General features: G+C 32.1%; 25 protein-coding genes, 2 pseudogenes and 1 riboswitch. Of the genes and pseudogenes, 15 read left to right on the top strand and 12 right to left on the bottom strand.

The features are described 5' to 3' along the window. The first annotated feature begins 175 nt into the window (after positions 1-175). The gene (locus tag J2Z39_RS00635; RefSeq protein ID WP_209813247.1) at positions 176-1,105 is read left to right on the top strand and encodes an ATP-grasp fold amidoligase family protein; all 930 of its coding nucleotides are present in this window, start codon (positions 176-178) and stop codon (positions 1,103-1,105) included. Between the two features lie 2 nt (positions 1,106-1,107). Then, positions 1,108-2,598, top strand: coding sequence for a lipopolysaccharide biosynthesis protein (locus tag J2Z39_RS00630; RefSeq protein WP_209813245.1), 1,491 nt, complete (start codon positions 1,108-1,110; stop codon positions 2,596-2,598). 111 nt (positions 2,599-2,709) lie between these two features. Here J2Z39_RS00630 and J2Z39_RS00625 read toward each other — a convergent pair whose 3' ends face one another. Together J2Z39_RS00625 and J2Z39_RS00620 are read right to left on the bottom strand one after the other, a co-directional pair. Then, positions 2,710-3,795 (bottom strand): NAD-dependent epimerase/dehydratase family protein, encoded by a 1,086-nt coding sequence (locus tag J2Z39_RS00625; RefSeq protein ID WP_209813243.1) that lies wholly within the window; start codon positions 3,793-3,795, stop codon positions 2,710-2,712. 12 nt (positions 3,796-3,807) lie between these two features. After that, positions 3,808-5,280: a nucleotide sugar dehydrogenase gene (locus tag J2Z39_RS00620; protein WP_209813241.1), complete on the bottom strand. Its 1,473-nt coding sequence runs from the start codon at positions 5,278-5,280 to the stop codon at positions 3,808-3,810. Between the two features lie 271 nt (positions 5,281-5,551). On the opposite strand from J2Z39_RS00620, the gene J2Z39_RS00615 reads away from it, so the two are divergent. The 5 genes from J2Z39_RS00615 (at position 5,552) to J2Z39_RS00595 (ending at position 9,425) form a co-directional block, all read left to right on the top strand. After that, positions 5,552-6,247, top strand: a complete 696-nt coding sequence (locus tag J2Z39_RS00615; RefSeq protein WP_209813239.1) for a YveK family protein — start codon at positions 5,552-5,554, stop codon at positions 6,245-6,247. Positions 6,248-6,253: 6 nt separating this feature from the next. Then, the gene (locus J2Z39_RS00610) at positions 6,254-6,910 is read left to right on the top strand and encodes a CpsD/CapB family tyrosine-protein kinase (protein WP_209813237.1); all 657 of its coding nucleotides are present in this window, start codon (positions 6,254-6,256) and stop codon (positions 6,908-6,910) included. Beyond that, entirely contained in the window at positions 6,910-7,686 is a 777-nt protein-coding gene (locus tag J2Z39_RS00605; RefSeq protein ID WP_209813235.1) for a tyrosine-protein phosphatase, read from the top strand. Before J2Z39_RS00610 ends, J2Z39_RS00605 begins: the two co-directional genes overlap by 1 nt. Further along, a complete protein-coding gene (locus J2Z39_RS00600) occupies positions 7,683-8,204 on the top strand; it encodes an SH3 domain-containing protein (RefSeq protein ID WP_209813233.1) in 522 nt (173 codons plus the stop codon). Before J2Z39_RS00605 ends, J2Z39_RS00600 begins: the two co-directional genes overlap by 4 nt. 435 nt (positions 8,205-8,639) lie before the next feature. Then, positions 8,640-9,425, top strand: coding sequence for a CPBP family intramembrane glutamic endopeptidase (locus J2Z39_RS00595; protein WP_209813231.1), 786 nt, complete (start codon positions 8,640-8,642; stop codon positions 9,423-9,425). Between the two features lie 1,619 nt (positions 9,426-11,044). On the opposite strand, the gene thiH is transcribed toward J2Z39_RS00595, so the two are convergent. From thiH to thiS, 4 genes are read right to left on the bottom strand one after another with little or no spacing between them, the layout of a single operon-like run. Then, a complete protein-coding gene (gene thiH / locus J2Z39_RS00590; RefSeq protein WP_209813229.1) occupies positions 11,045-12,205 on the bottom strand; it encodes a 2-iminoacetate synthase ThiH in 1,161 nt (386 codons plus the stop codon). 1 nt (position 12,206) lies between these two features. Beyond that, positions 12,207-12,977: a thiazole synthase gene (locus tag J2Z39_RS00585; RefSeq protein ID WP_117519979.1), complete on the bottom strand. Its 771-nt coding sequence runs from the start codon at positions 12,975-12,977 to the stop codon at positions 12,207-12,209. Continuing rightward, positions 12,967-13,581, bottom strand: coding sequence for a sulfur carrier protein ThiS adenylyltransferase ThiF (thiF, locus tag J2Z39_RS00580; protein ID WP_117519977.1), 615 nt, complete (start codon positions 13,579-13,581; stop codon positions 12,967-12,969). The genes J2Z39_RS00585 and thiF overlap by 11 nt, the downstream gene beginning before the upstream one ends. Position 13,582: 1 nt before the next feature. Next, the gene (gene thiS, locus J2Z39_RS00575; protein ID WP_117519975.1) at positions 13,583-13,780 is read right to left on the bottom strand and encodes a sulfur carrier protein ThiS; all 198 of its coding nucleotides are present in this window, start codon (positions 13,778-13,780) and stop codon (positions 13,583-13,585) included. A gap of 158 nt (positions 13,781-13,938) precedes the next feature. Further along, a riboswitch (TPP riboswitch) is annotated at positions 13,939-14,035 on the bottom strand. Positions 14,036-14,142: 107 nt separating this feature from the next. Here thiS and J2Z39_RS08405 point away from each other — a divergent pair. The 3 genes and pseudogenes from J2Z39_RS08405 to J2Z39_RS00565 form a co-directional block, all read left to right on the top strand. After that, positions 14,143-14,298: pseudogene (locus J2Z39_RS08405) on the top strand (pyrimidine dimer DNA glycosylase/endonuclease V); the annotation flags it as partial. A 19-nt stretch (positions 14,299-14,317) separates the two neighbouring features. Next, positions 14,318-14,509, top strand: coding sequence for a hypothetical protein (locus J2Z39_RS08400; RefSeq protein WP_245325659.1), 192 nt, complete (start codon positions 14,318-14,320; stop codon positions 14,507-14,509). Between the two features lie 474 nt (positions 14,510-14,983). Beyond that, a complete protein-coding gene (locus J2Z39_RS00565; RefSeq protein WP_209813227.1) occupies positions 14,984-15,643 on the top strand; it encodes a hypothetical protein in 660 nt (219 codons plus the stop codon). 766 nt (positions 15,644-16,409) lie between these two features. Here the strand turns inward: J2Z39_RS00565 and J2Z39_RS00560 are convergent. The 3 genes and pseudogenes from J2Z39_RS00560 to J2Z39_RS08690 form a co-directional block, all read right to left on the bottom strand. Continuing rightward, positions 16,410-17,243 (bottom strand): IS3 family transposase, encoded by an 834-nt coding sequence (locus J2Z39_RS00560; RefSeq protein WP_245325643.1) that lies wholly within the window; start codon positions 17,241-17,243, stop codon positions 16,410-16,412. A gap of 82 nt (positions 17,244-17,325) precedes the next feature. Continuing rightward, complete coding sequence (locus J2Z39_RS08395) at positions 17,326-17,859, bottom strand: transposase (protein ID WP_245325642.1); 534 nt, start codon at positions 17,857-17,859, stop codon at positions 17,326-17,328. Positions 17,860-17,938: 79 nt separating this feature from the next. Further along, a pseudogene (locus tag J2Z39_RS08690) lies at positions 17,939-18,067 on the bottom strand (cadmium transporter); the annotation flags it as partial. Between the two features lie 164 nt (positions 18,068-18,231). Here J2Z39_RS08690 and J2Z39_RS00550 point away from each other — a divergent pair. The 3 genes from J2Z39_RS00550 (at position 18,232) to J2Z39_RS00540 (ending at position 19,676) form a co-directional block, all read left to right on the top strand. Further along, on the top strand, positions 18,232-18,381 hold the full coding sequence (locus J2Z39_RS00550; RefSeq protein WP_209813225.1) for a hypothetical protein: 150 nt from the start codon (positions 18,232-18,234) through the stop codon (positions 18,379-18,381). Between the two features lie 467 nt (positions 18,382-18,848). Next, positions 18,849-19,328, top strand: coding sequence for a hypothetical protein (locus J2Z39_RS00545; RefSeq protein WP_209813223.1), 480 nt, complete (start codon positions 18,849-18,851; stop codon positions 19,326-19,328). 12 nt (positions 19,329-19,340) lie between these two features. Next, on the top strand, positions 19,341-19,676 hold the full coding sequence (locus J2Z39_RS00540; protein WP_209813221.1) for a hypothetical protein: 336 nt from the start codon (positions 19,341-19,343) through the stop codon (positions 19,674-19,676). 164 nt (positions 19,677-19,840) lie between these two features. Here the strand turns inward: J2Z39_RS00540 and J2Z39_RS00535 are convergent, their stop codons facing one another. From J2Z39_RS00535 to J2Z39_RS00525, 3 genes are read right to left on the bottom strand one after another with little or no spacing between them, the layout of a single operon-like run. Beyond that, positions 19,841-21,688 (bottom strand): heavy metal translocating P-type ATPase, encoded by a 1,848-nt coding sequence (locus J2Z39_RS00535; RefSeq protein WP_209813219.1) that lies wholly within the window; start codon positions 21,686-21,688, stop codon positions 19,841-19,843. Positions 21,689-21,691: 3 nt separating this feature from the next. Further along, the gene (locus tag J2Z39_RS00530) at positions 21,692-21,916 is read right to left on the bottom strand and encodes a cation transporter (RefSeq protein WP_040398200.1); all 225 of its coding nucleotides are present in this window, start codon (positions 21,914-21,916) and stop codon (positions 21,692-21,694) included. 9 nt (positions 21,917-21,925) lie between these two features. After that, positions 21,926-22,189 (bottom strand): ArsR/SmtB family transcription factor, encoded by a 264-nt coding sequence (locus J2Z39_RS00525; protein ID WP_209813532.1) that lies wholly within the window; start codon positions 22,187-22,189, stop codon positions 21,926-21,928. Positions 22,190-22,353: 164 nt separating this feature from the next. Here J2Z39_RS00525 and J2Z39_RS00520 point away from each other — a divergent pair, with 164 nt between their 5' ends. After that, positions 22,354-23,067: an ATP-binding cassette domain-containing protein gene (locus tag J2Z39_RS00520; protein ID WP_209813217.1), complete on the top strand. Its 714-nt coding sequence runs from the start codon at positions 22,354-22,356 to the stop codon at positions 23,065-23,067. Next, the gene (locus tag J2Z39_RS00515) at positions 23,060-24,175 is read left to right on the top strand and encodes a hypothetical protein (protein ID WP_209813214.1); all 1,116 of its coding nucleotides are present in this window, start codon (positions 23,060-23,062) and stop codon (positions 24,173-24,175) included. The genes J2Z39_RS00520 and J2Z39_RS00515 overlap by 8 nt, the downstream gene beginning before the upstream one ends. The last annotated feature ends 13 nt before the right edge of the window (positions 24,176-24,188 follow it).

Genomic DNA, 24,188 nt, shown 5'->3' with positions numbered 1-24,188 from the left:
CAAGGTAAAAATTATCCGAAGTTATATTTAGAGATTTTATGAATTTTGAAAATAGATGTGGAGTTAAGTCTGTATTTTATATCTCAAATTTTAATGTTAATAAAAGATAAATGTATACTATAAATATTACCTTATTAATGTTTTAGGATTCTATAAAAAAATGAAAGGTTAAACTATGAAACTTATAAGTCATATCAGAGATTATTTGTTTAATCCTTATAAAAGAAGATCTTATAATGTATCAATTGTAAGAAGAATGGGGTTTCTTGGAGATTCTTTGGATGATAGGAGTTATTTAAAAAGATTATTTAAATTAAAAATGGGAAAGAGATTGGATTTATCTAATCCTGAAACATTCAATGCAAAGTTGCAATGGCTAAAGCTTTACGATAGGAATCCAGAATATACAACCATTGTAGACAAATATAAAGTTAGGGAGTATATATCTGAAAAAATTGGAGAAGAATACCTAATACCTCTGATAGGAGAATGGGATGATCCTGACAATATTGATTTTGATTCATTACCTAATCAATTTGTATTAAAGTGTAATCACAATTCTGGAAAAGTATATATCTGCAAGAATAAAAAAGACTTCGATATAAGTAAAGCTAAAAAAGAACTGAGAAAAGATTTAACAGTTGATTATTATTTGCCTGGAAGAGAATGGCCTTATAAAAATGTACCTAGAAAAGTAATATGTGAAGAATACTTGGGAGATAATCCTAAAGACTATAAATTTTTCTGTTTTAATGGGAAAGTACATTATGTATTAGTATGTTCAGATAGGTTTAATAATCTAAAAGAAACTTTTTTTGATAGAAATTGGAATGTAGCTCCTTTTAAAAGACCAAATATTGAAATAGATAATAAAATTAACAAACCGATAAACTTTGAGAAAATGATAGAATTATCGGAGTTTTTATCAAAAGATATCCCATTTTTAAGGGTCGACTTTTATGAAGTAGAAAACAAAATATATTTTGGAGAATTAACTTTTTTCCCAGCAAGTGGATTTAGTGGATTTGAACCGAATGAATGGGATTATAAATTAGGTGATTTAATTGAGATACCAGAAATTAAGAATATTGAGGAAGGTTACTAAATTTGAATAGAAAAAAACTCTTAGCTCTTAATACAAGTTCATCTTTAATATTCCAGCTAACTACTATTATTTGTGGCTTTATTGTACCAAGATTAATTTTACAAACATATGGATCTGAAGTAAATGGACTTATAAATTCTATAACACAATTTCTAGCAATTATAGCATTTCTTGAGTTAGGTGTGGGTGCAGTAATTCAATCATCTTTATATAAGCCATTGGCAGAAAAAGACGATGATGAGATTAGCAAGATTGTTGTATCTGGGCAGAAATTCTTTTCTAGATTAGCATCTATACTTTTTGTTTATGTGATTATACTTATGGTTATTTACCCCCTTGTAGCGAAAAGTGATTTTGGTTTTTTGTATACAGCTACAATGATTCTAGTAATAAGCATAAGTTCATTTGCACAATATTATTTTGGAATTGTAAATAGTTTGCTTATAACAGCGAATCAGAGAGGTTATTTTTCCTATAATATCCAAACAATTACTTTAATCCTTAACACTATTGCTTGTTTTGTATTAATTAAGCTAGGTGCCTCAATACATATAGTAAAGCTAACAACTTCATTAATTTATCTTTTTAGACCACTGTTGCTTTCACTTTACGTTAAGAAAAATTACAATATTGATTGGAAAATAAAATATTCTGGAGAACCTATTAAGCAAAAGTGGAATGGTATTGCACAACATGTCGCTTCAGTTATATTAGATGGCACTGATAATATTGTTTTAACAATTTTTATGGGGCTAGAGGCTGTATCTATATATTCAGTATACAATTTGGTTGTATCTGGGGTTAAGAGATTGCTTTTGTCTATGACTAATGGAATTCAGTCGTTGATGGGAGAGATGCTTGCAAAAGGTGAATTGGAGAAATTGCGAGGGTTCTTTGGTTGGGTTGAGTGGAGTATACACACAGGAACAATTTTTATATTTGGAGTAACTAGTGTTCTTATAGTTCCTTTTGTAGAAGTATATACATCAGGAATAAACGATGCAAATTATATTCAGCAAGTTTTTGCTTCACTTATTGTAGCAGCCAATGCAGGTCACTGTTTGAGATTGCCTTATAACTTATTAATATTAGCTGGGGGACATTATAAACAAACGCAAAATAATTATGTGGTTGCTTCTATTCTAAATATCGTATTATCGATTTTATTAGTGAATATCTTTGGATTAATTGGAGTAGCAATAGGAACTTTGGTGGCTATGTTATACCAAACAATATGGATGGCTATTTATGATTCAAACAACCTAATAAAATGGCCGATTAAAAATTTTATAAAACAGTTCTTAATTGATATATTAACTGTTCTAATAATAATATTACTTGGAAGAATGTTTAGCTTAAATGACGTAACATGGATTGCTTGGATTGTTTATGCAATTAAAGTTTCCTTATTAGCAATAGTTTTTATTTTTTTGATTAATTACATTTTTTATAAATCTTACATCATCAAGATGTTCGAAAAGTTTAAATTATAATCTTATTTAATACAATATAAGTTTTGACATTTCATATAAATACATTTATTTACTAAAAACCTTAAGAATCGATAATACTACTTCTTAAGGTTTTTTAGTTATACCAATATATTAAATTTCATAAAACTCTTTATACCACTCAGCAAACTTCCTAATCCCATCTCTAAGGCTAGTATCAGGTCTAAATGCAAAATCTCTTTCTAGCGGGCTTGTATCAGCATATGTGATTGGTACATCCCCTGCTTGCATTGGGACTAGTTTTTTGTGGGCCTCGAAGTCATAATCTTCTGGAAGAACTTTTGCTCTTATTAATTCTTCTTGGAGTATATTTACAAAGTCCAGTAGATTTTCTGGATTACTGTTTCCTATGTTGTAGACTTCGTATGGCGGAATTGGTAGTCCATCTTCACCGTTTTTTCTATCCGGAGCTTTTTCCATTACTCTTGTGACACCTTCTACTATATCATTTATATAGGTGAAGTCTCTTTTGCAGTTTCCGTAGTTGAATATTTCTATAGTTTCACCCTTTAATAATTTGTTTGTAAAACCAAAGTAAGCCATATCTGGTCTGCCTGCTGGTCCATATACTGTAAAAAATCTTAGACCTGTTGAAGGTATGTTATATAATTTGCTGTATGCATGCGCCATTAGTTCGTTTGATTTTTTGCTTGCTGCATATAGGGAAACTGGATTGTCTACCTTGTCTTCTGTACTGTATGGTACCTTCTCATTTGATCCGTACACTGATGAAGATGATGCATATACCAAATGCTCTACACCTTTTGCTCCTTCATCGTAGGAGTGACGGCAGGCTTCTAAAATGTTGTAAAATCCAATGATGTTTGACTGTATATAAGCATCAGGATTGCTGATAGAGTATCGTACTCCTGCTTGAGCAGCAAGGTTTACTACAACATCTGGTTTGTGATTTTTAAAAATTTTGTCTACTACAGCTTTATCTGAAATATCTTCCTTATAAAAAGTATAGTTTGAATCAGTATTGTCTGAGGCGAGTTTTTCAATTTCTTTAAGCCTCCACTCTTTTAAGCTAGTATCATAGTAATCGTTCATATTATCAATGCCTATGATATTTATAGGGGAATAATTTTTAAGTAAGTTCATTACTAAAAAAGATCCTATAAATCCAGCAGAACCAGTTACAAATATAGTTTTGTTTTTTAAATCAATATTAGTCATTTTCTATCCTTATTAGTCTCTTTTAAATATATCTCTAGTATATACTTTCTCTCTTACGTCATCTAGACAAGTGTCATATCTATTTGCAATTATAGCCTGACTCTTCTTTTTGAATTTTTTTAAGTCATTTACCACTTCAGACCCATAGAAGGTTTCTCCATTTTCCAAAGTTGGTTCGTAGATTATTACCTTAGCTCCTTTGGCTTTGATTCTTTTCATTACTCCCTGGATAGATGATTGACGGAAGTTATCTGAGTTTGATTTCATAGTTAGCCTATAGACTCCGATAATAGTTTCTTCTTCTTTTGCAGGGTCCCAAGTGCTATTTGCTGAGTATGCACCTGCAGTACTAAGGACTTGGTCAGCTATAAAATCTTTTCTAGTCCTATTTGAATCTACTATTGCTGATATCATATTTTGTGGAACTTTGTCGAAGTTTGCTAGTAGCTGCTTGGTATCTTTTGGCAAGCAGTATCCACCGTATCCAAAACTTGGGTTGTTGTAGTGGCTGCCTATTCTTGGATCTAGACATACTCCGTTTATTATTTCTTCGGTGTTTAAGCCCTTACTTTCAGCATAGGTGTCTAGTTCGTTAAAATATGATACACGTAGAGCAAGATAGGTATTTGCAAATAGTTTAACGGCTTCTGCCTCTGTAAAACTCATAAATAGCGTATCTATATCTTCTTTTATAGCACCTTGTTGCAATAGATTAGCGAAAAGTTCTGCTCTCTCTCTAGAATTATCATCACAAGAAACTATTATCCTGGAAGGGTATAGGTTGTCGTATAGGGCTTGAGATTCTCGTAGGAACTCTGGGCTAAAGATTATATTTTTTGTATTATATTTTTCTCTTATAGATTTTGTATATCCAACGGGGATGGTTGACTTTATTATCATAGTCGCACTTGGATTTACTTTTAGAACTAATTCTATAACATCCTCTACAGCTTTGCAGTCAAAGAAGTTTTTCTTGCTGTCATAGTTTGTTGGAGCTGCTATGATTACAAAATCTGCATCTTTATAAGCACTTTCTGCGTTTAAAGTTGCTATTAGATCTAGATCTTTTTCTTTAAGATATTTTTCTATGTAGTCATCTTGTATAGGAGACTGTTTTTTATTGATTAGTTCTACTTTTTCAGGGATTATATCAACTGCTGTTACATGATTGTGTTGGGATAAAAGAGTTGCTATTGACATGCCAACATAACCTGTACCTGCTACTGCTATATTATATTTTTTATTTATTGTTCTAATATTTAAAATTTTATTTTCTTCTTCAAATAGATCTACAATTTCAAAATCTAATATTTCTCCTAAAGATTGTAGTTGATCTATAGAAGGAATATAGTCACAAGACTCTAATCGGCTTATCATAGCTCTATTTATTCCACTTATTTCTGCTAATTTTGATTGAGTTAAGTCTTTTTCTTTACGATTTTTTATCACTGTATCAGCGAGTTTGCTTACTGATAGTTTTTTCATAATTTTCTCCATTTCTATTAATTAATGTTTATATAATAGCATTTTTCATACATGATGTCAATTTAAATAACAATATCAAGATATATATTGATAAAATCACACTAATACGATGTTTAAAATAACATAATTTATTATTATTGATCATTTTTATATACAATTGCGAAATAAATATTGAAATTTGAGTTGTTTTATTATAAACTATAAGATAGCTATGATTATAATTTCTTTAGTTAAGAGGTTATATATATTAAAAGTAACAAGGAGAAAATAAATGGACGAACAAGAAATTGACTTAGTGGAATTATCGAAAAAACTTTCTAAGCACTTGCCTTTGATTATTCTATTTTCAATAATAGTTGGAGTTATTAGTTTTGCATTATCTAAATATGTTGTAACACCTAAGTACGATTCTAATGCGACTATGATTGTTAGTAGCTCAACACAAAATAATGATCCTAATAATCCTCAAACTGATGTTGATTATAACCAAATTCAAGCTAATAAGGCTCTTACTTCAACATATTCAGAAGTGGTTAAGTCAAAAGGCATAGCTGATAAGGTTATAAATAATTTGGATCTTGATATGGATTATGAAGAGTTCTCATCAAAAGTATCTATTGAACCTGTGAAAGATACTCAGATAATATCTGTAAAAGTTGTTGATACTATTCCTGAAAGATCTAAGGATATTGCTAATGAGACAGCTAATATATTTAAAGATTCTATTGGCGATATCATGAAAGTTGACAATGTACAAATACTAGATGGAGCTACACTTCCTGAAGGACCTTCATCACCAAATATTAAGAAAAATACAGCTATTGGTATTGTATTAGGTTTAGTTTTAGGAGTGCTTATTGCAATATTTAAGGAACTATCAGATAAGACTATAAAGTCTCAAGAACAAGTCACAGAATATTTTGATATACCAGTCATCGGTGTGATTCCAGATAAGAAACAAGGATAAGAGATTATGGCAAAGAAAAATTATGGTTACTACAGCTCATCTATGTATGATGAAGCTATACGTTCAGTAAGAACTAATATACAATTTAGTGGAGTTGATAAGAAGAATAAGGTTATATCTATAACATCTGCAAAGCCAGCAGAGGGTAAGTCTACTATTATATACAATTTGGCTAAATCTTTTGCGGAAAATGGCGATAAAGTAATATTACTTGACTGCGACCTTAGAAAGCCTACTATTCCTTTGATATCTGGTGTGGATAATAATATTGGTCTTACCAATTATTTGACAGGAAAGGTTGATTATTCTAGGATAATTAATACTGATCCTGACCAAGAAAATTTTGACATGATCTTTACTGGTCCTATACCACCAAATCCTGCTGAGATTTTGGCCTCTAAAGCATATAAGAACTTAGTTGAACAACTTTCTGATATCTATGACTATGTATTTATAGATACTCCTCCAGCAGGACTATTTACAGATGCATCTATTGTATCTACCCTATGTGATGGAGTTATTTTTGCTATCAAATCTTCTGATACTAAAAGAGAAGAGATAGTTCAAGCTTTGGATAATCTCAAAAAAGTAGATGCTAATATCTTAGGTACTGTACTTACTCATGTGCCTATGAAACATAAAAAGTATGGGAATTATTATTAATGATAGATATACACAATCATATCGTATATGGAGTTGATGATGGCTCTCGTAATCTTGATGAAAGTATTAAGATGGTTGAGCTTTATAAAAAAGCTGGATTTGACCAGATAATAGCTACAAGCCACTATGATAAGTCAAGATATACGGTAGATGCTAACGAGATAAAAGAAAAAGTTTCTATTATAAATGATGAGATTGAAAAACGAACTTTAGATTTTAAAGTCTATCCAGGTCATGAAATTCAAGTTGAGCTTGACATGATAAAAAAAATTAAGAGTGGAGATTTGCTTACTCTTAATAACTCTAGATATGTGCTTTGTGAGCTATCTTTTGTAAATAAACCCACTTTTTTGAAGGATTTGTTCTATAATTTAGAGCTTGAAGGATATGTTCCAATCATAGCTCATGTGGAAAGATATCCCTATGTAGAAAATAATATAGAATGGTTGGAAGATTTTATAAAAATGGGGGCTCTTATACAAATAAACTATTCATCTATTAAGTCTAATTATGAGATTACTAGAGAGCTTTTAGAAAGAAATATGGTTCATATAATAGGAACGGATTCTCATCAATCTGAATGGAGAAATCCTGATATTAGAGCATATAAGGATGAGATTCTAAAAATCGTCTCAGAAGAAAGATTTGAGATACTTTCAACTATCAATCCAGCTAAGGTTATAAATGATGAATTTATATCAAGTGAGTATGATAAGATAATAAAGCCAGAGAAAAGAGAAAAAAAGGGGATATTTAATTTTTGGAGAAGAAAATGAAAGCTAAAAATTTAATTTATTCTGCAATGATTCTATTAAGTCTTGCCGCTTGTAATAAAGAAGAAGACCATTATGAGAGCAAAAATGTCAAGGTAGATTCTGTTTTTGACAAAGAGGAAGATGCTAAAGACAGCAATGATACAAATAATCAAGCAGATAAAAAAGAAAATCAGGATAATCAGCAAGCGTCTAATAATCAAAATCAAGAAAAAAATAAAGATCAGAATGGTAATAATGATCAAGCAAAAGAAGAAGATAAGAAAAATCCTAATGAAAATAATAAGGATAATAACGCAAACAATAGCAATAATAAGAAAAAATACAAGGCGACAAGTTCCCTAAACTTAAGAACTGATCCTAATACTAATGCAGATAATATTATCACAGCTATAGATTTAGGTACAGAATTTGAGGCATTGGAAGAATTAGAAGCTAATGGAAAGGCTTGGGTGAAGCTAGAATACCAAGGTAAAACTGGCTATGTTGTAAAGGATTTGCTTCAAGAAGTTAATAATTAATTTGAACTACCAATTGAAACTCATGGGTTTTGCTTGGTAGTTTTTTGAATTTATAAATATATGAGCAATTATTTTGAATTTAAGAGACCTCTCCGCTTCGGTCGAGGTGGAGTGAATAATTGGTCGAGGTGGAGTGAATAATTGGTCGAGTTGGAGTGAGTAATCGGGAGATTGTATGATTAATTTGCCGATATGATGTGAATTAGCTGAGCTGGTATTAGGAATAGACTTAGCTGGTAAGGAGGAGTTGGAGGTAGTGGAATTTGGAAGTAAGCTATATAGGTAATGCTTAAAGTAATCTTTATATGTAAATGAATAAGTAGTAGAAAAGTAAACAATAAATTAATATATTTGATTTATAGATCAATATATTTTATTATTTACTTCTATTGTGTTCTAAAAATTAATTAGTATAGTAATTTTATGGAAAAATTAATGAAAACTATTTTAAAATCTATTATATTTTTTGTGACATGGCTAGTTTTATCTGTATTGATTCCCATACCAGATAGTCTTGATGATGCTAAATGGCGTTTTGTAGCAGAATTGATCTCTTTTGCTGCAATTATAATAATTACATATATATTTTATAGGACGGATAAGGATAATATAATTGTATTTCCTTATAATAAGTCTATCAAAGATTTAGTATTAGCTATACTAGCTGGATTTATTTGGTTCTTTTTACCATTTTGTTTACTTAAAGTATTTGGATATTTAGAAATATCAAGCAAAAATTCTATAGATATGCTCCCACTTTGGATATTTTCGGCTTTTATAAATACTATTATGCAAGAGCTTTTGGCTAGGGGTTATATTTATCAACTAATAAAAAGGGAATACAATCTGTGGGCTGCAAGTATTGTTACTACTTTGATATTTACCTTTATGCATGGAGGAGCATTTGAGGCTGGACCTATAGCTGTTATCAATGTAATAACTATGTCTTTACTTATGACTATTATTTTGGAGTATAGCAATTCCCTAGTTATTCCAGTAATTATGCATTTCATATGGAATACTTTTGGCGGTATTATCTTTGGTACAGTTTCCTTAGCGGATGATTATCCTCATTTATATAATATAAAAATAACTGGAAATCAGCTTATATCTGGTGGTGGTTTTAAGATGGAAGGTAGTATTTTTGTATTTATCATTAATATAATTATGATCTTTATAGTGTACTATCTTTATAGGAGAAAAAAATCAATTTGTAAATAAGGAAGCTCCCAAGTCTATTTTAGGACTTGGGAGCTTTTTAAAATTAGATTTAAGCTTTTTGTCTGAATCATGATTATAATAATACACTCACCTACTGTTTCGGCTATATGCACCTAGACCGAAGTGGAGAGGTCTTTAAGCTTAGAGTATAAATTTGCTCATACAATTAAAATAGAGATCTCTCCATGCATTCGCTACGCTCATTTAGTCGAGATGGTTGCCTTTTACACTTTATATAAGTTTTTCGAAATAAGAACTAATTCGGTAACTATCTAGTTTTTCAACTTAGACTGTTTCAGCTCTATCCACCTAGATCACTGCATCCTATGTCCACCTCGACCGAAGTGGAGGGGTCTTTAAGCTTAAAGTATAAATTTGTTCATACAATTAAAATAGAGATCTCTCCATGCATTCGCTACGCTCATTTAGTCGAGATGGTTGCCTTTTACACATTGTATAAGTTTTTCGAAATAAGAACTAATTCGGTAACTATCTAGTTTTTCAACTTAGACTGTTTCAGCTCTATCCACCTAGATCACTGCATCCTATGTCCACCTCGACCGAAGTGGAGGGGTCTTTAAGCTTAAAGTATAAATTTGTTCATACAATTAAAATAGAGATCTCTCCATGCATTCGCTACGCTCATTTAGTCGAGATGGTTGCCTTTTGCACATTATATAAGTTTTCCGAAATAAGAATTAATATGTTGAAATCTTCATCCACTCCACCTCGACCGAAGTGGAGAGGTCTTTAAGCTTAGAGTATAAATTTGCTCATACAATAAAATAGAGATCTCTCCATGCATTCGCTACGCTCATTTAGTCGATATGGTTGCCTTTTACACATTGTATAAGTTTTTCGAAATAAGAACTAATTCGGTAACTATCTAGTTTTTCAACTTAGACTGTTTCAGCTCTATCCACCTAGATCACTGCATCCCATGTCCACCTCGACCGAAGTGGAGAGGTCTTTAAGCTTAGAGTATAAATTTGCTCATACAATTAAAATAGAGATCTCTCCATGCATTCGCTACGCTCATTTAGTCGAGATGGTTGCCTTTTACACTTTATATAAGTTTTTCGAAATAAGAACTAATTCGGTAACTATCTAGTTTTTCAACTTAGACTGTTTCAGCTCTATCCACCTAGATCACTGCATCCTATGTCCACCTCGACCGAAGTGGAGGGGTCTTTAAGCTTAAAGTATAAATTTGTTCATACAATTAAAATAGAGATCTCTCCATGCATTCGCTACGCTCATTTAGTCGAGATGGTTGCCTTTTACACTTTATATAAGTTTTTCGAAATAAGAACTAATTCGGTAACTATCTAGTTTTTCAACTTAGACTGTTTCAGCTCTATCCACCTAGATCACTGCATCCTATGTCCACCTCGACCGAAGTGGAGAGGTTTTTAAGCTTAAAGTATAAATTTGCTCATACAATTAAAATAGAGATCTCTCCATGCATTCGCTACGCTCATTTAGTCGAGATGGTTGCCTTTTGCACTTTATATAAGTTTTTCGAAATAAGAATTAATATGTTGAAATCTTCATCCACTCCACCTCGACCGAAGCGGAGAGGTCTCTAAGTTAGGTGTTAATGTTTATATTATAGCTTATTATAAATTTATATAGTCAGTAAAAACAGCGGTCATACCTATATCTTTGAGGTCATTTACTACATCATCAGTGCTTCTTTTATCATCTATTTCAAATTGACTTCCGCCACCATTTTCGCTTTTCTTAGATCTGTGACCTATAGAAGTGTCTACTGATGCAGATACTTTTGTAGCTGCATATTTTACAGTTAGGTTTCTAAAGTTTCTTGATTCTCTAGTAGATAAGGTTATGGATGCATATGGCAAGAATATTCTAATTGCTAATAGTATTTGGAAAAATTTCTTATCGTCTATTATATTTTCAAATATAAGGCTTTCATCTGCTCCATGGGTAGGTCTTATTCTTGGTAGAGATATGGCTATTTCTGCATCTGGATATTTCTTTTGAATTAGGCTTGCATGAATTCCCAATTTGAAGGCTTCTTCTATAGGATTTCCAAGACCAAATAGTGTTCCAAATCCTACTCCTCTCATGCCGCCCATCAGAGCTCTTTCTTGAGTATCTATCCTATAAGAGAATGATCTTTTATGTCCTGCTGGATGGTAGAAATCGTAGTATTCTTTATTATAGGATTCTTGGAAAACTGTGACAAAGTCAGCACCAGCTGCTCTTAATTTTTTATAATCATCAACATTTGCTGGGTATATTTCTATACCAATTACTTTAAAATATCTTTTAGCTATTTGGCAAGCTTTTGCTATATAGTCTATTGATGAAAATTTTTCGCTTTCTCCTGTAAGGATCAATACATCTTCTATACCAGTTGCAGCAAGTGCTGCCATCTCAGCTTCTATCTCTTCAAAGTCAAGCTTAGCTCTTTTGATATCGCTTTGTGCTCTAAATCCACAATATTTACAAGAGTTTTCACAATAGTTTGCTATATAGATAGGGGAGAATAGAGTAACATTGTTACCAAAGTATCTTATTCTCTTCTCATATGCCTTATCTCCCATAATTTCTAAGAACTTTCCATCTTTATCATTTAGAAGATTATAAAAATCTTGATAGGATAGACTCTCTTTTTCCATAGATGATATTATATCAGCATCATTGACTTCATTATTTTTGACTTCCTCATATATAGTATCAATTTTATCTTTTATATCTGAATCGATTATATCCATTCCTGGGAAATAATCTTCTACACTTTTTATATTCATATTAATCAAAAAAGTCCCTTAGTGGGCTTGATGGGTCTGCACCCTTGTCTAAGATTCTGCCTGGTTTAGATAGATATGCGAGTCTACCACCTTGGATACCTAACTTGAAGGCTTCTGCCATCATAGTTATATCTCCAGCACTTGCTATACCTGTATTTGCCATAATTGCAGCAGCCCCCATTTCCATAGCTTCTGCAGCTTGGGATGGTGTTCCTATACCTGCATCTACTATAACTGGTAGGTCGATTTCATCTATGATTATTTTTATGAAGTCTTTAGTAGATAAGCCTTTGTTTGATCCTATCGGACTTGCAAGTGGCATTATTGAAGAAGCTCCTGCATCTCTTAAATCACGAGCGTAGTTTAGGTCAGGATACATATATGGAAGTACAACAAAGTCTTCTTTGGCCAAAATTTCTGTGGCTTTTAGAGTTTCTGCATTGTCTGGTAAGAGATATTTGGTATCTCTCATTATTTCGATTTTTACAAAGTTACCACAACCCATTTCACGTGCTAGTCTTGCAATTCTGATTGCTTCATCTGCATTGCGTGCTCCTGATGTGTTTGGGATAATTGTGATATCTTTTGGTATGTAGTTTAGGATATTGGCTACATCTTTTGTGTTTGCACGTCTAAGAGCAACTGTTATCATTTGTGCCCCTGCACTTTGGATGGCAGCATCTATGAGTTCTGGAGAGTATTTACCGCTTCCTAGTATGAATCTTGATGTAAATTTCTTATCCCCAAGTTCTAAATAATCTTTATTTTCCATTATAATCTCCTTTTATAATTTTTATAGCAACTAGAGCTTCTAGATTTGCTATAAGTGAAACATAGGCTAGGTACAATCCATCATTTGGATTCGAATTAAAATCACCTATCATAGTTACATTTTCTATTTGTTTTATCTTTATATCGGAAAGTTCACCAAGTCCTGAGACACCTGATCCTGTGATGAGAAGTTTGTCTTTTCTACCTACAAAATAATCAAATAGCATAGTTTTAGATTCTTTGTTGTCAAAGGCTTCTATAAATATATCTGTTTTATCTACAATAGTATCCATACTTTCTGTTGTTAAATATATGTCTTTGCTATGGCATTTTACATAGGGAAGTGTAGATTCTATTTTCTTTTTGGTAAGATATGCCTTGCTTCCTCCAAGCTCATCAAGTGTATAATTTTGGCGGTTGAGGTTGGAATATTCCACTATATCATAATCATATAAGAATAGTTCTCCTATACCACTACGGGCTAGGGTCATAGCAATATTTGACCCCAATCCACCACAACCTAGAATAGAAACTTTAGCATTTTTTAGTTTTTCATTAACTATAGGATCTTGTCTTTTTAGCACTTTCTCTCTAATTTCATCCATATCAACCTCCTCCTACAAATGAAAATACTTCGACATTTGATGTGTCTTCTAAGATATATTCTTTAAAATTTTCTCTTTTGACTAACTTTTCATTAACTTCCACAGCTACAAAATCTGGATTAAAGTTACTCCTTTTAAGTAATTCATACAAACTTTCATTTTCTATAAATTGTATTTCTTTAGAATTTATTTTTAACATATTTTCACCTCCTTTATTAAAAAAGCGCGAAGGAAATACCATACCCGTGGTGGTATGCCCCTTCGCGCTTAAAGCACTCTAACAAAAACTTTATTTAATTTCTAAGAGACTTAAAAGTTATAAAATAAAAAGACTCTCTTGAGAGAGTCTTTAAAACTTAGCCTAATAATTAGCTTTCTTTCGTCGGTATTAGCCGCATCAAGTTTTAAGGGTTGACCAAAGTCTCTCAGCTATGAAGCACCCCTAGCTTCACCTATATTATAAGACATAGTTATAAATATTGCAAGGACTTTTTATATATTTATTTATAATCGTAAAAATCCTTATAGGATAATGTTTTCAAAAAGTGATAAGGAGTGGATATGAGACTTTGGCATGAAGATTTGATAAAGGACCTATCCCGCCAGCAATTACTAGGTCAACATAGGGAGTGTGCTGCTTTACGAGGTAAGAGATAGGGGAAGAAGCATTTTGTAATGGACTATGTATTTACCTATAGTCCTTATAAGATCTACCAGTACCATGTGCTTATCATGGATGAAATGGAGAGAAGAGGCTATAGCTCTGATAGCAAATGGCGCAATCCTCTTTATAGGGGGCAAGTCAGTAGAGCCATACGAGTCCATAAAAAAATTAGATTGGACCTATCCAATTTATCCTGACCATGACGAAAAGTATTTAAAAGAGTGCTTGAAAAACTTAAGGGATAAGGGAGTTGATATTGAATAAATAAGTAAAAATGATATAATAATCTTAAGAGAAGCCACCTCTTTCCAGCCAAAAAAGCCCTTGAAAGTATCAAGGATAATATAGAGTACGATGATTCTCCAGAGGAATCAAAAAAGGGATGTTGCAAAATAGATAAATCGTTCCACAATCATTCGAACACCCTCTCAAAAAATTTGGCCTCCACGAGCCGGCGGGCTAAATCTCAAATTTTCTGAGAGTGTGCCCCAATGATGGAACGATAGATATCTACTGATTTGCAACAGCCCTTTTCTTTTACTTGTTTTTGCACTTATAAACTATATAACTAGCACATAAAGCAACCAACAAGAGGTAAAACTAATTTTTCAATAATAACGGTAGGTAGTGTTGTAATCACTCTTAATTAAAAACAAACTTCATCCAATCATAAACATTATCTCATATTGAGGCCATAATTTTAAATAATATAGTATTAACATGATTAAGAATATAAAAATGAAGAAAAATAAAATAATTTTACTGGTTTTTTCTCTATCTTTTCTTGTAGCTTGTAAGAATGGTGGAGAGAATGATATGCCAAAAACTGTAAATGTAGAAGAGGAGGCAAAAGAAGAGTCAAGTAGTGATGTGGATATTGCCTCTATTAGTGATTATCTTTTTGAAAAGCTAGATAGTCAAAAGCTTGTAAGAAATTATGGAGAAGATACTGGCTGGACTAATCTAGAATTTACAGAGGATGGGAATTTTACTGGATCATACTTTGGAAAGATCAAAAACGATGGATATGATGGAGGTCTTACTGACTATGCTTGGAACTGGCATAGAGGTGAGGAGATCCATACTTCTGACTTTAAGGGAAAGTTTAAGATCATAGAAAAGGTCAATGACTATGTGTACAAGATGAAGCTAGATAGTTTTGAGATTACATCTGAAAATGGTAGGTATGATGATATCTATATAAATGTAGACTTTGCCCTAGGTATAAAGCCAGATGCTGACTATTACCTCTATATACCAGGCACTCCATATGAGTACGCCCCAAATGAAGACAGTAGGCTAGACCAGTTGTGGAGTGTGGATGGAGGAGAAGGAAAAAGTCAAGGCTTTGTGATTTGGAATAAGTATGAAGATGAGGTTTTTGATGAGAGGTATTAACTTTTACAAAAGTAATAATTAGCTATTGAATAATAATTATTCGAGTAGATCTCTCGACTCCGCTCCGCTCGAGAATGACTCTTCGAAGATTGTGATTATAAGTTATTCTCGACTAAGCGAATGCAATGAGCGCATGGAGAGATCAAGTTTGGACGTGCATTACCATTGATATGAAGGTAATGATACTTTAGGTAGATCTCTCGACTCACTGCGTTCGCTCGAGAATGGCTCTTCGAAGATTGTGATTATAAGTCATTCTCGACTAAGTGAGTGAAACGAACGCATGGAGAGATCAAGTTTGGACGTGCATTACCATTGATATGAAGGTAATGATACTTTAGGTAGATCTCTTGACTCACTGCGTTCGCTCGAGAATGACTCTTCGAAAATAGAGATTATAAGTCATTCTCGACTAAGTGAGTGTGAGCGAATGCATGGAAAGATCTAGTTAGGATTTATATTACTTTTGATATGAAGGTAATGGTACTTTAAGTAGATTTCTCGACTCGCTCCGTTCGCTCGAGAATGGCTCTTCGAAGATTGTGATTATAAGTCATTCTCGACTAAGTGAGTAAAACGAACGCATGGAGAGATCTAGTTTGGGCTGGATTTACTTGAGATATAGCTTTAATAATTTTTTAATTTATCCAAAACAAAAAGCTCTAAGAATTAAGGTGACCCCATAAAGTTGGACCTAATACCAGAGTTAGAACTAAACTAGCTCTGGTATTTATTTGACACTCCTACCCCTAGGGGTAGGAAATTTTTATGCTGCATTCTTCTTTCTATATTCTACTGGTGATAAATATCCTAGTTTTTCTTTTATTCTTTCTTCATTGTAATATTTTATGAAGTCTTCTATTGTTTTCTTTAGGTGCTCGTACGAATAGAATTTATTTCCGTAATATATTTCTTGTTTTAATATTCCAAAGAAGTTTTCCATTGGTGAGTTGTCTAAGCAGTTTCCTTTTCTTGACATGGATTGAGTGATGTCATTTTCTTCTAGTTTTGATGTGTATTGCTTTACTTGGTATGCCCAGCCTTGATCTGAGTGAAATATCCTTTCTTCTTTTGTTTTCTTAGTTACCTTTATTGCTTTGTCTAAAGCTTTTAGGATTGGTTCTATTGTTGCTTTTTTTGATATTTCATAGCTTAGTATTTCACTATTGTACATATCTAAGTATGGGTTTAGATAGAGTTTCTTTATTTGATAGGTTCCTGTTTTATCTTTTTCTAAATATTTAAATTCTGTTGTATCTGTTGTTATTTGTATGTATGGTTTTTCTACTTTAAAGTTTCTTTTTATCTTATTGTCTGCTATTTTTCCTACCTGTCCTTTGTAGGATGAGTATTTTCTTGATTTTCTTGAATAACTTCTTACTTGTAGTTTTAGCTTTTGAACTAATCGTTGTACTTTCTTTTTGTTTATTATCAGTCCTGATCTTTTTAACATAGCAGTTATTCTTCTGTAGCCATAGTTTGGATTTTCTTTTCTAATCTTAAGTATTTTATTTTCTATTTCTAGATCTTTATTTGGCATATTTAAACGTTTTTGCCAATACATATATGTTGATTTTGGTAGATCAAAGTATTTTAGCAAGTCTTTAAGTTTGTATTTGCTTCTTAAAATCCCGATTGTTTCAGCAATTTTCTTATTTCTGCATCTGTCATTTGAGACAATTCTATCTTTTTTTTATTGCATCATTTTCTAGTTGAAGCCAGTAGTTTTTTTCTTCTAATTTCTTTATTTTTTCTTTTAATTGTGCTTCTGTTAATGAATTGTTTTCTGAATTAGTTAAGTTTTCTGACGAATCTATTTTTATATCTGTTGATTTCTTCGGTAATTTTGGCATTTTTGAAGGTCTTCCTCTCTTCTTAGGTTTTAGTCCTTCTATGCCTTTTTCTCTAAAATCATTTACCCATCTTGCTATTATTGATGGGTTGTTTATCTTTAATTCATTTGCTAGGCTCTGATAGGACATTTCTCCTGTTAAGTACAAGTTTACTACATTTAATTTATATTCCAAAGTATATTGTGTATTTTGTCTTTTTACTTTTAGCCCTTCATAGCCTTGTGACTTGTATGCATTTACCCAGCTTTTTATTACGCTTTCTGATGGTATGCAATATTTATCTGATAAAGATTTATATGAGATGTTTGATTCTAAATATTCTTTTACCACTTTCATTTTAAATTCTGTGCTATATTTTGCCATTAAAAAACTGACCTCCTTAAGTTGATTTTTAGGTCTAACTTTTGGGGGTCAGTTCAAATTTTCACCTAGAGCTTTTTATCTAAAACTTTCTTCTTAAAATCCTCATAGACCATAGGACTGCTATTATTGTTACTCCAACATCACCGAAGATTGCTAGCCACATACTTGCATGTCCTAAGATTCCTAGGGCGAGTATTAGGATTTTGATTGCTATGATAAATATTACTTATTTTATTTTTAAAAACTTAAGATTTACAGAATAGAATTCTAAGATTTGAGGGATCATCTACAATATTAGACTTAACTCATAAAGATTTTGATTCTATAAAGTCCAGCTATCCTTTAGCAAATAAACACTAAAAAATTAGGAATATGTTTAGGAATATTGATGACTTAATCGAAAATCAACAAGTCAAAGTTTCTAAGATGAAAGATTTTAAAAAATCGATACTCCAAAAAATGTTACCTAAAAAAAGCGAGATTGTATATGAGTTTAGATATGATGGTTTTGATAAGGACTGACAAGAAGAAAGACTGAGAGAAATAGGTAACACGTATACTTGTTTATCAGGAAAATCAGATCAAGATTCCGGAAATGGACAAGCAGCCTATGTAATTAATATAATGTATACAAATACTTAATTGCTGATATAAATGAAGTAGGACTTAAATAAATTTTTTAAAAAAACATAATTATTAATTGAGACTTTTTCTTCACAACCTCTTTTGAAATTTCAAAGGAAGCACGATTTTCGTCAACTTTCATTTACTATAAATCAATGTTTATTTAAATAGACTGTGTTTCAGATTTAAACCTAGCCTGAATAATAATGCTACTTGCTTCATATATTGTTTCAGGACTGTGAAATTTAGAAAATATCTTGTTATATTTCTCATGACGTATAAAATATACTGAATAAAAAAATTAACCTATAGTCTTGAAAAAGCAAATTATTAAAATATAGTTTTTTTGAAAGGAGAATTATGTTATGGTAAAATATCTAAGAAAATTTGTAACAATCATATTAACAGTTGTATTACTTTTCAATGTATTCAGTACAGAAGCATCAGCCGGGAGTGGTCAATGGATATATAATAAAGGTGGGTGGACAGTTCGATTAGATTCTCCTGATGGTGCAAAGCCATATTATCATCTTCATTTTTATAAAAAAGGGAGAAATATATATTGTTTGAGATTGGATAATATGCAACCATGTGATGGTAAAGGAAAGAATAAAGATAAAGTACCTAAAACAGTTATGAAAAGTGTGATGGCACAACCTAAGGTAAAAAAAGCTGTATCATATCATACACCAGCTATAAATAGTGCTTGGGTTCGAAGTATTGTGAAACCATTATTGGTAGCAGGAGCTGGAGCATTGGTTGTAGTTTCTGCAGTTAATATTTTTACAGGACCAATTGATGATATAGCAGCATGGGCAGCCTTGTCAGCTGCGTTAGGAATGTAAGGAGTTATGGGGTTGAAATATTCAGATGGCGATATGATTACTAATGAAGATTTAGTCGCATGTTATCCTAGAAGAATCAAAAAAATTAAAAGTTACGAAGTTTGGCAATTTCCATATGTTAATAATGAAGTGTTATATGATGAAGATGATATAGTAGGTATTAGTTTCGGTAACGGAATTAATAAAATATATATAATATCTATGTTTAAAGATAGACTCGAGGATTTAGATTTTATTAATCGTGTAATTTCTCTAGTGCATGATATTTCAGATGAATTTGAAATTGAGAAACAATTAGTTGAAACTGAACTTTCAATAGAAGAAATATTAAAAATGATAAAGGAATAGCTAATAGTAATCTGATTAATTATGAGGATTATGTAACCTCTCTATTTATGGTAATAAACAATGTTACCAATATAAATAAGTGAAGTAAACCACTCCATCTAAACTGCCCCTTAAAGTTGTTTGGTCCAACTTTAAGGGGCAGTTCACATGCGGGCTTTTTCTCTCTATAATTTCATTCTTAATAATCTCATAGACCATAGGACTGCTATTATTGTAACTCCAACATCTCCAAATATTGCTAGCCACATATTTGCATATCCTAGTAGTCCTGCTATTAGGATTCCTATTTTGACTGCCATTATGAAAGTCACGTTTTGCCTTACTGTCCTATTGGTAAGGTCTGAGATTTTCATTAGCTTGCTCATCTCTCTAAATTCTCCGTTAACTACGAGTATATCGGATGATTCTATAGCAAGGTCAGATGCTGTTTCTCCCATTGATATACCAACATCTGCATTGGTAAGGACTGGGGCGTCGTTGATACCATCTCCTACAAAGACTGTAGGAAGTCCTTTATCTTGGTAGCCTTTCATAATTTCTAGCTTCTGGTCTGGCATGACTTCTGCGTAGTAGTCATCTAGGCCAAGTTCTTTGGCTGTTTCTTCAACTGCATTTTTGCCATCGCCTGATACTACAGCTATATTTTCAAAATGGTTGTGAAGATCTTCTATAGTTTCAAATGATTGGTCTTTGATTTCATCTTCGATTATTACTTTTGCAGCAAGCTTGTCATCTATAGATACATAGATTGCCCTGTCATTTTCTTCTCCATCATAGCCAATAAATCTAGCAGAACCTATCTTGATTAGGTCTCCATCCTTGCTAGTAGCTCTTACACCAAGGCCCTTTTCATTGGTTACTTCTTCAAACAAATCATGTTTTTCATCACGGTCTAGACTTTCTACGATCCCTTTTGCTATAGGATGGGTACTCATTAGCTCGATATTATATATATAATCGAGGATTTTTTCCCTATCATGGTCAGTAAAATATTCTATATCTTTTACTTTGAAATTCCCTGTAGTGAGGGTTCCGGTTTTGTCGGATAATAGGACTTTGGCATTGTTTAGTCCTTCAAAATACTGGCTTCCTTTTATAAGGATGCCATTTTCACTAGCTAGGCCAAGGCCTGACATAAAGCTTAGTGGGACTGATAATACTAGGGCACATGGGCATGATATTACTAAAAATGTAGCTGCCAAGAATATAGAGTCATACCAATCTCTTCCAAAAAATAGAGGAGGGATAATCGCTACTATAAGCGCAATAGCTACAACAATTGGGGTATAGACTCTGGCAAATCTTGTTACCATCTTTTCACTTTGAGATTTACTTTCTGCGGAGTCTTCTATAATCTCCATAATCTTTGCTGCAACAGAATCATCAAATTCTTTCTTAGCTTCCATCTTGATAATACCCTCAGTAAGAAGGGATGAAGATATAATCTCAGACCCTACTTCGGCTTCTACTGGCATGGATTCTCCAGTGACAGAGGATGTATCAAGGAGGCCGTGACCTTCTATAACTACACCATCCACACCAATTTTCTCACCATCACGAACCAGGAGGATATCTCCTACTTCTACATCATCTAGGTCGATTTCTGTAGTAGAACCATCTGGGTTTACCTTATTGGCCACATCAGGCACTAAGTCTAGGAGTCCTTCTATGTTTTGGCGGGACTTATGGCTTGCTATATTTTCAAATAAATCACCAAAGTTATAAAAAAGTACAACAGCTATAGCTTCTATCTGTTGTCCCAAGAGAAAGGCTGATATGGATGCTATAGTCAAAAGGAAGTTCTCATCCATGGCCTGGCCACGGATGATTCCCTTAAACCCTTTTATCAAAACACTCCATGCGGATAGCAAGTAGGCTAATAAAAACCCACCCACAATCCATATATTTTCACCTATAGTATTCCTTAATACTGCTAATATAGCAGTAAAAATACCTAAGGCTATAAGTTTACTAAGCTCCTTTTTGTGAGCATCTGTCATAGACTCAAACATGTCCTACCTCACTAAGACAGTCCCTGGCTCAAGTTTATCAGCAAGTCTATTAGCCTCATCAAAGATAGCATCTTCATTAGCACCATCAGCTAAGTCCATCTTTAGTTTCAAAGTTAGGAATGATAGGTTAGCATCATTCACTCCATCAATTTTTTTAACAGCCTCTTCAATCTTTGCTGCACAATTTGGGCATAGGTCATCGCTTTCTACTTTGTATTTTACTTTCATTATATTCTCCTATTCATTAATATGTTCTAGTCCTGTCTTAAAAATTGTCTTTATATGATCATCGGCAAGTGAATAATATATAGACTTGCCATCTCGTTCTGATTTTACTAAGTTGCTATCCTTTAGATACTTAAGCTGGTGGCTGATAGCTGATTGGCTCATATCAAGAGCGTCTGCTATGACTCCTACACTTATAGGCCCATCAAAAAGCTTATGGAGGATCCTAAGTCTAGTAGAATCTGCAAAAACCTTAAATAGGTCTGAGAGCTCCATTATATCTTCAAGTCTAGCATTTTTTATCGATTCATCCACATTACCTCCTTAAAATACATGAGTGATTACTCATATGAATATTATAACATATGTAAAAAATAAATCAAAGTTTAAGATTAAATATAATTTTCTGGGTAAAAATTAAGCGAGAAAGGAGTGAGTAAATGGGAGAAAATCTTATAGAGATTAGCAATTTAAAATCTTGGTATAAAAAAGATTTAAATATCATTGATGATGCTTCATTTTCTATTGATGAAAATGAAATAGTAGCCTTAGTTGGATCAAATGGTTCTGGAAAGACCACCTTGATAAAAACAATCATGGATATACATCCAAATTTTGAAGTATCTGGGCTAAGTTTTTTGGGAAATGATTTAGAGTTTAAAGATATTAATTTTAAGAAGAATAGGATAGCAGTTTTTTCTGATGACACTGCCTTTAGGTACTGGGCTTTTTGGGAATATATAAAATTTTTACATAAGACTTATGGCAAGAACATCGATAGAGATTATATAGAGCATTTATTAGATGGGTTTAATTTTAAAAAGTATGAAAATTATATATTAAAAGAGCTGTCTATGGGTAATAGAAAGAAGTTTTATATAATAGCCGCCCTAGGACTTAAATTACCTTTTTTAGTATTGGATGAACCTGTAGATGGACTGGATTTTGAATCAACTGTCTTTTTATACAAGGAATTAAAAAAATACAAAGAGTGTGGTTCGATTCTTATGTCTACCCATATTCTAGAATCTATAAATGAAGTTGCCGACTCTTATATACTTTTGCACAATGGTAAGCTTAGTGAGAAAAAACCAATAGTTAAAAAATTGAGCTCTGATGAAATTATGAAATCTTTTGGAGCAAACGATGTTTAAACTTTTTAAAAAAGATCTCCTAGATAGGCAAAGGATTATAAAATATTTAATTTACGCTGTCTTAGTTTATGCACTTTTAGATGGATATTTGAAAGACAAGGAGGACTTTGAGATTAATTCTAGGTTTTTACTGTTTATATCTCTAGCTCTTATAGGTTCTATGTTCTATTATATAAGAGGATATGTAGGCAATGATAGAATTTTATCTTATTATGCCTTACCTGCTAGTAAAAAAGATGTAAATTTAAACTTTGTCCTAGCGGTTATTATAGATACAATTTTTAGTAAGCTATTATTAGTTTATATAGCTTCTTACCTATTTAAAGCTCCTTTTGATATCTATATAAAACTAGCCTTTCTTACACTTGTAAGTCTTTGCCTAGCCTTGGCTAGCAATGCATTAAGCTTAAAAAAGGTTCACTTTATACTTATAGGGATTGCAAGTATTGCTAGTATTTATATAATCATAAAATTTAATTTATTTTATGGGGGATTAGCTACAGTTTTAATCCTTATATTATCAGTATTTTTTTTAAAGGATACATATTTTTCTACTAATACTAATGCAAAGATATCTAAAATTAGTATGAACAATTATTTTTTGAAGTTTTCTATGGCTGAAAATATTTATATAATAAACACTGTTTGCATATTATTAATGGTTGGATTTGCAATTTATTTTATGCCAGCTCCTATGGGAATAGTTATAGCAAGTGCTGTTGGAGCAGTGAATACTCCACTTTTAACTATGTTTTCTTCTAGTGAGGGGCTTAGAGCTTATGATAAGATGCTGCCAGATGATAAAATAAGCTTGAGAAAAGAATACACCAAATTATTAGTGTTTTATTTTCTTATAGTAAATGTGATTATAAGTATCTTATCCTATAATAAGATAAGTCCTACATATTTGCTTATAGTAAATATGATAATAATAACTATAATAGAAGTAAGTGTTTCTTCTTTATTTGAGAGTAAGAAAGTTATTAGTAATGCAAAAACACAAAATGATATATGGAAACATCCCAGGAAGTATATATTACCAGTTATTGTATTTTTGATAAGTTTTGTTGTGTTGGTTATGTTTAATAATGGAAATTTGGTTAATTAAAAAGGAGTTAACA

Origin of the sequence: Anaerococcus nagyae (genome assembly GCF_017874535.1) — a bacterium.
Classification (GTDB): Bacteria; Bacillota; Clostridia; order Tissierellales; family Peptoniphilaceae; genus Anaerococcus; species Anaerococcus nagyae.
The sequence above is the reverse complement of the archived record's forward strand: the minus strand, read 5'-3'. Positions and strand labels throughout refer to the sequence as shown.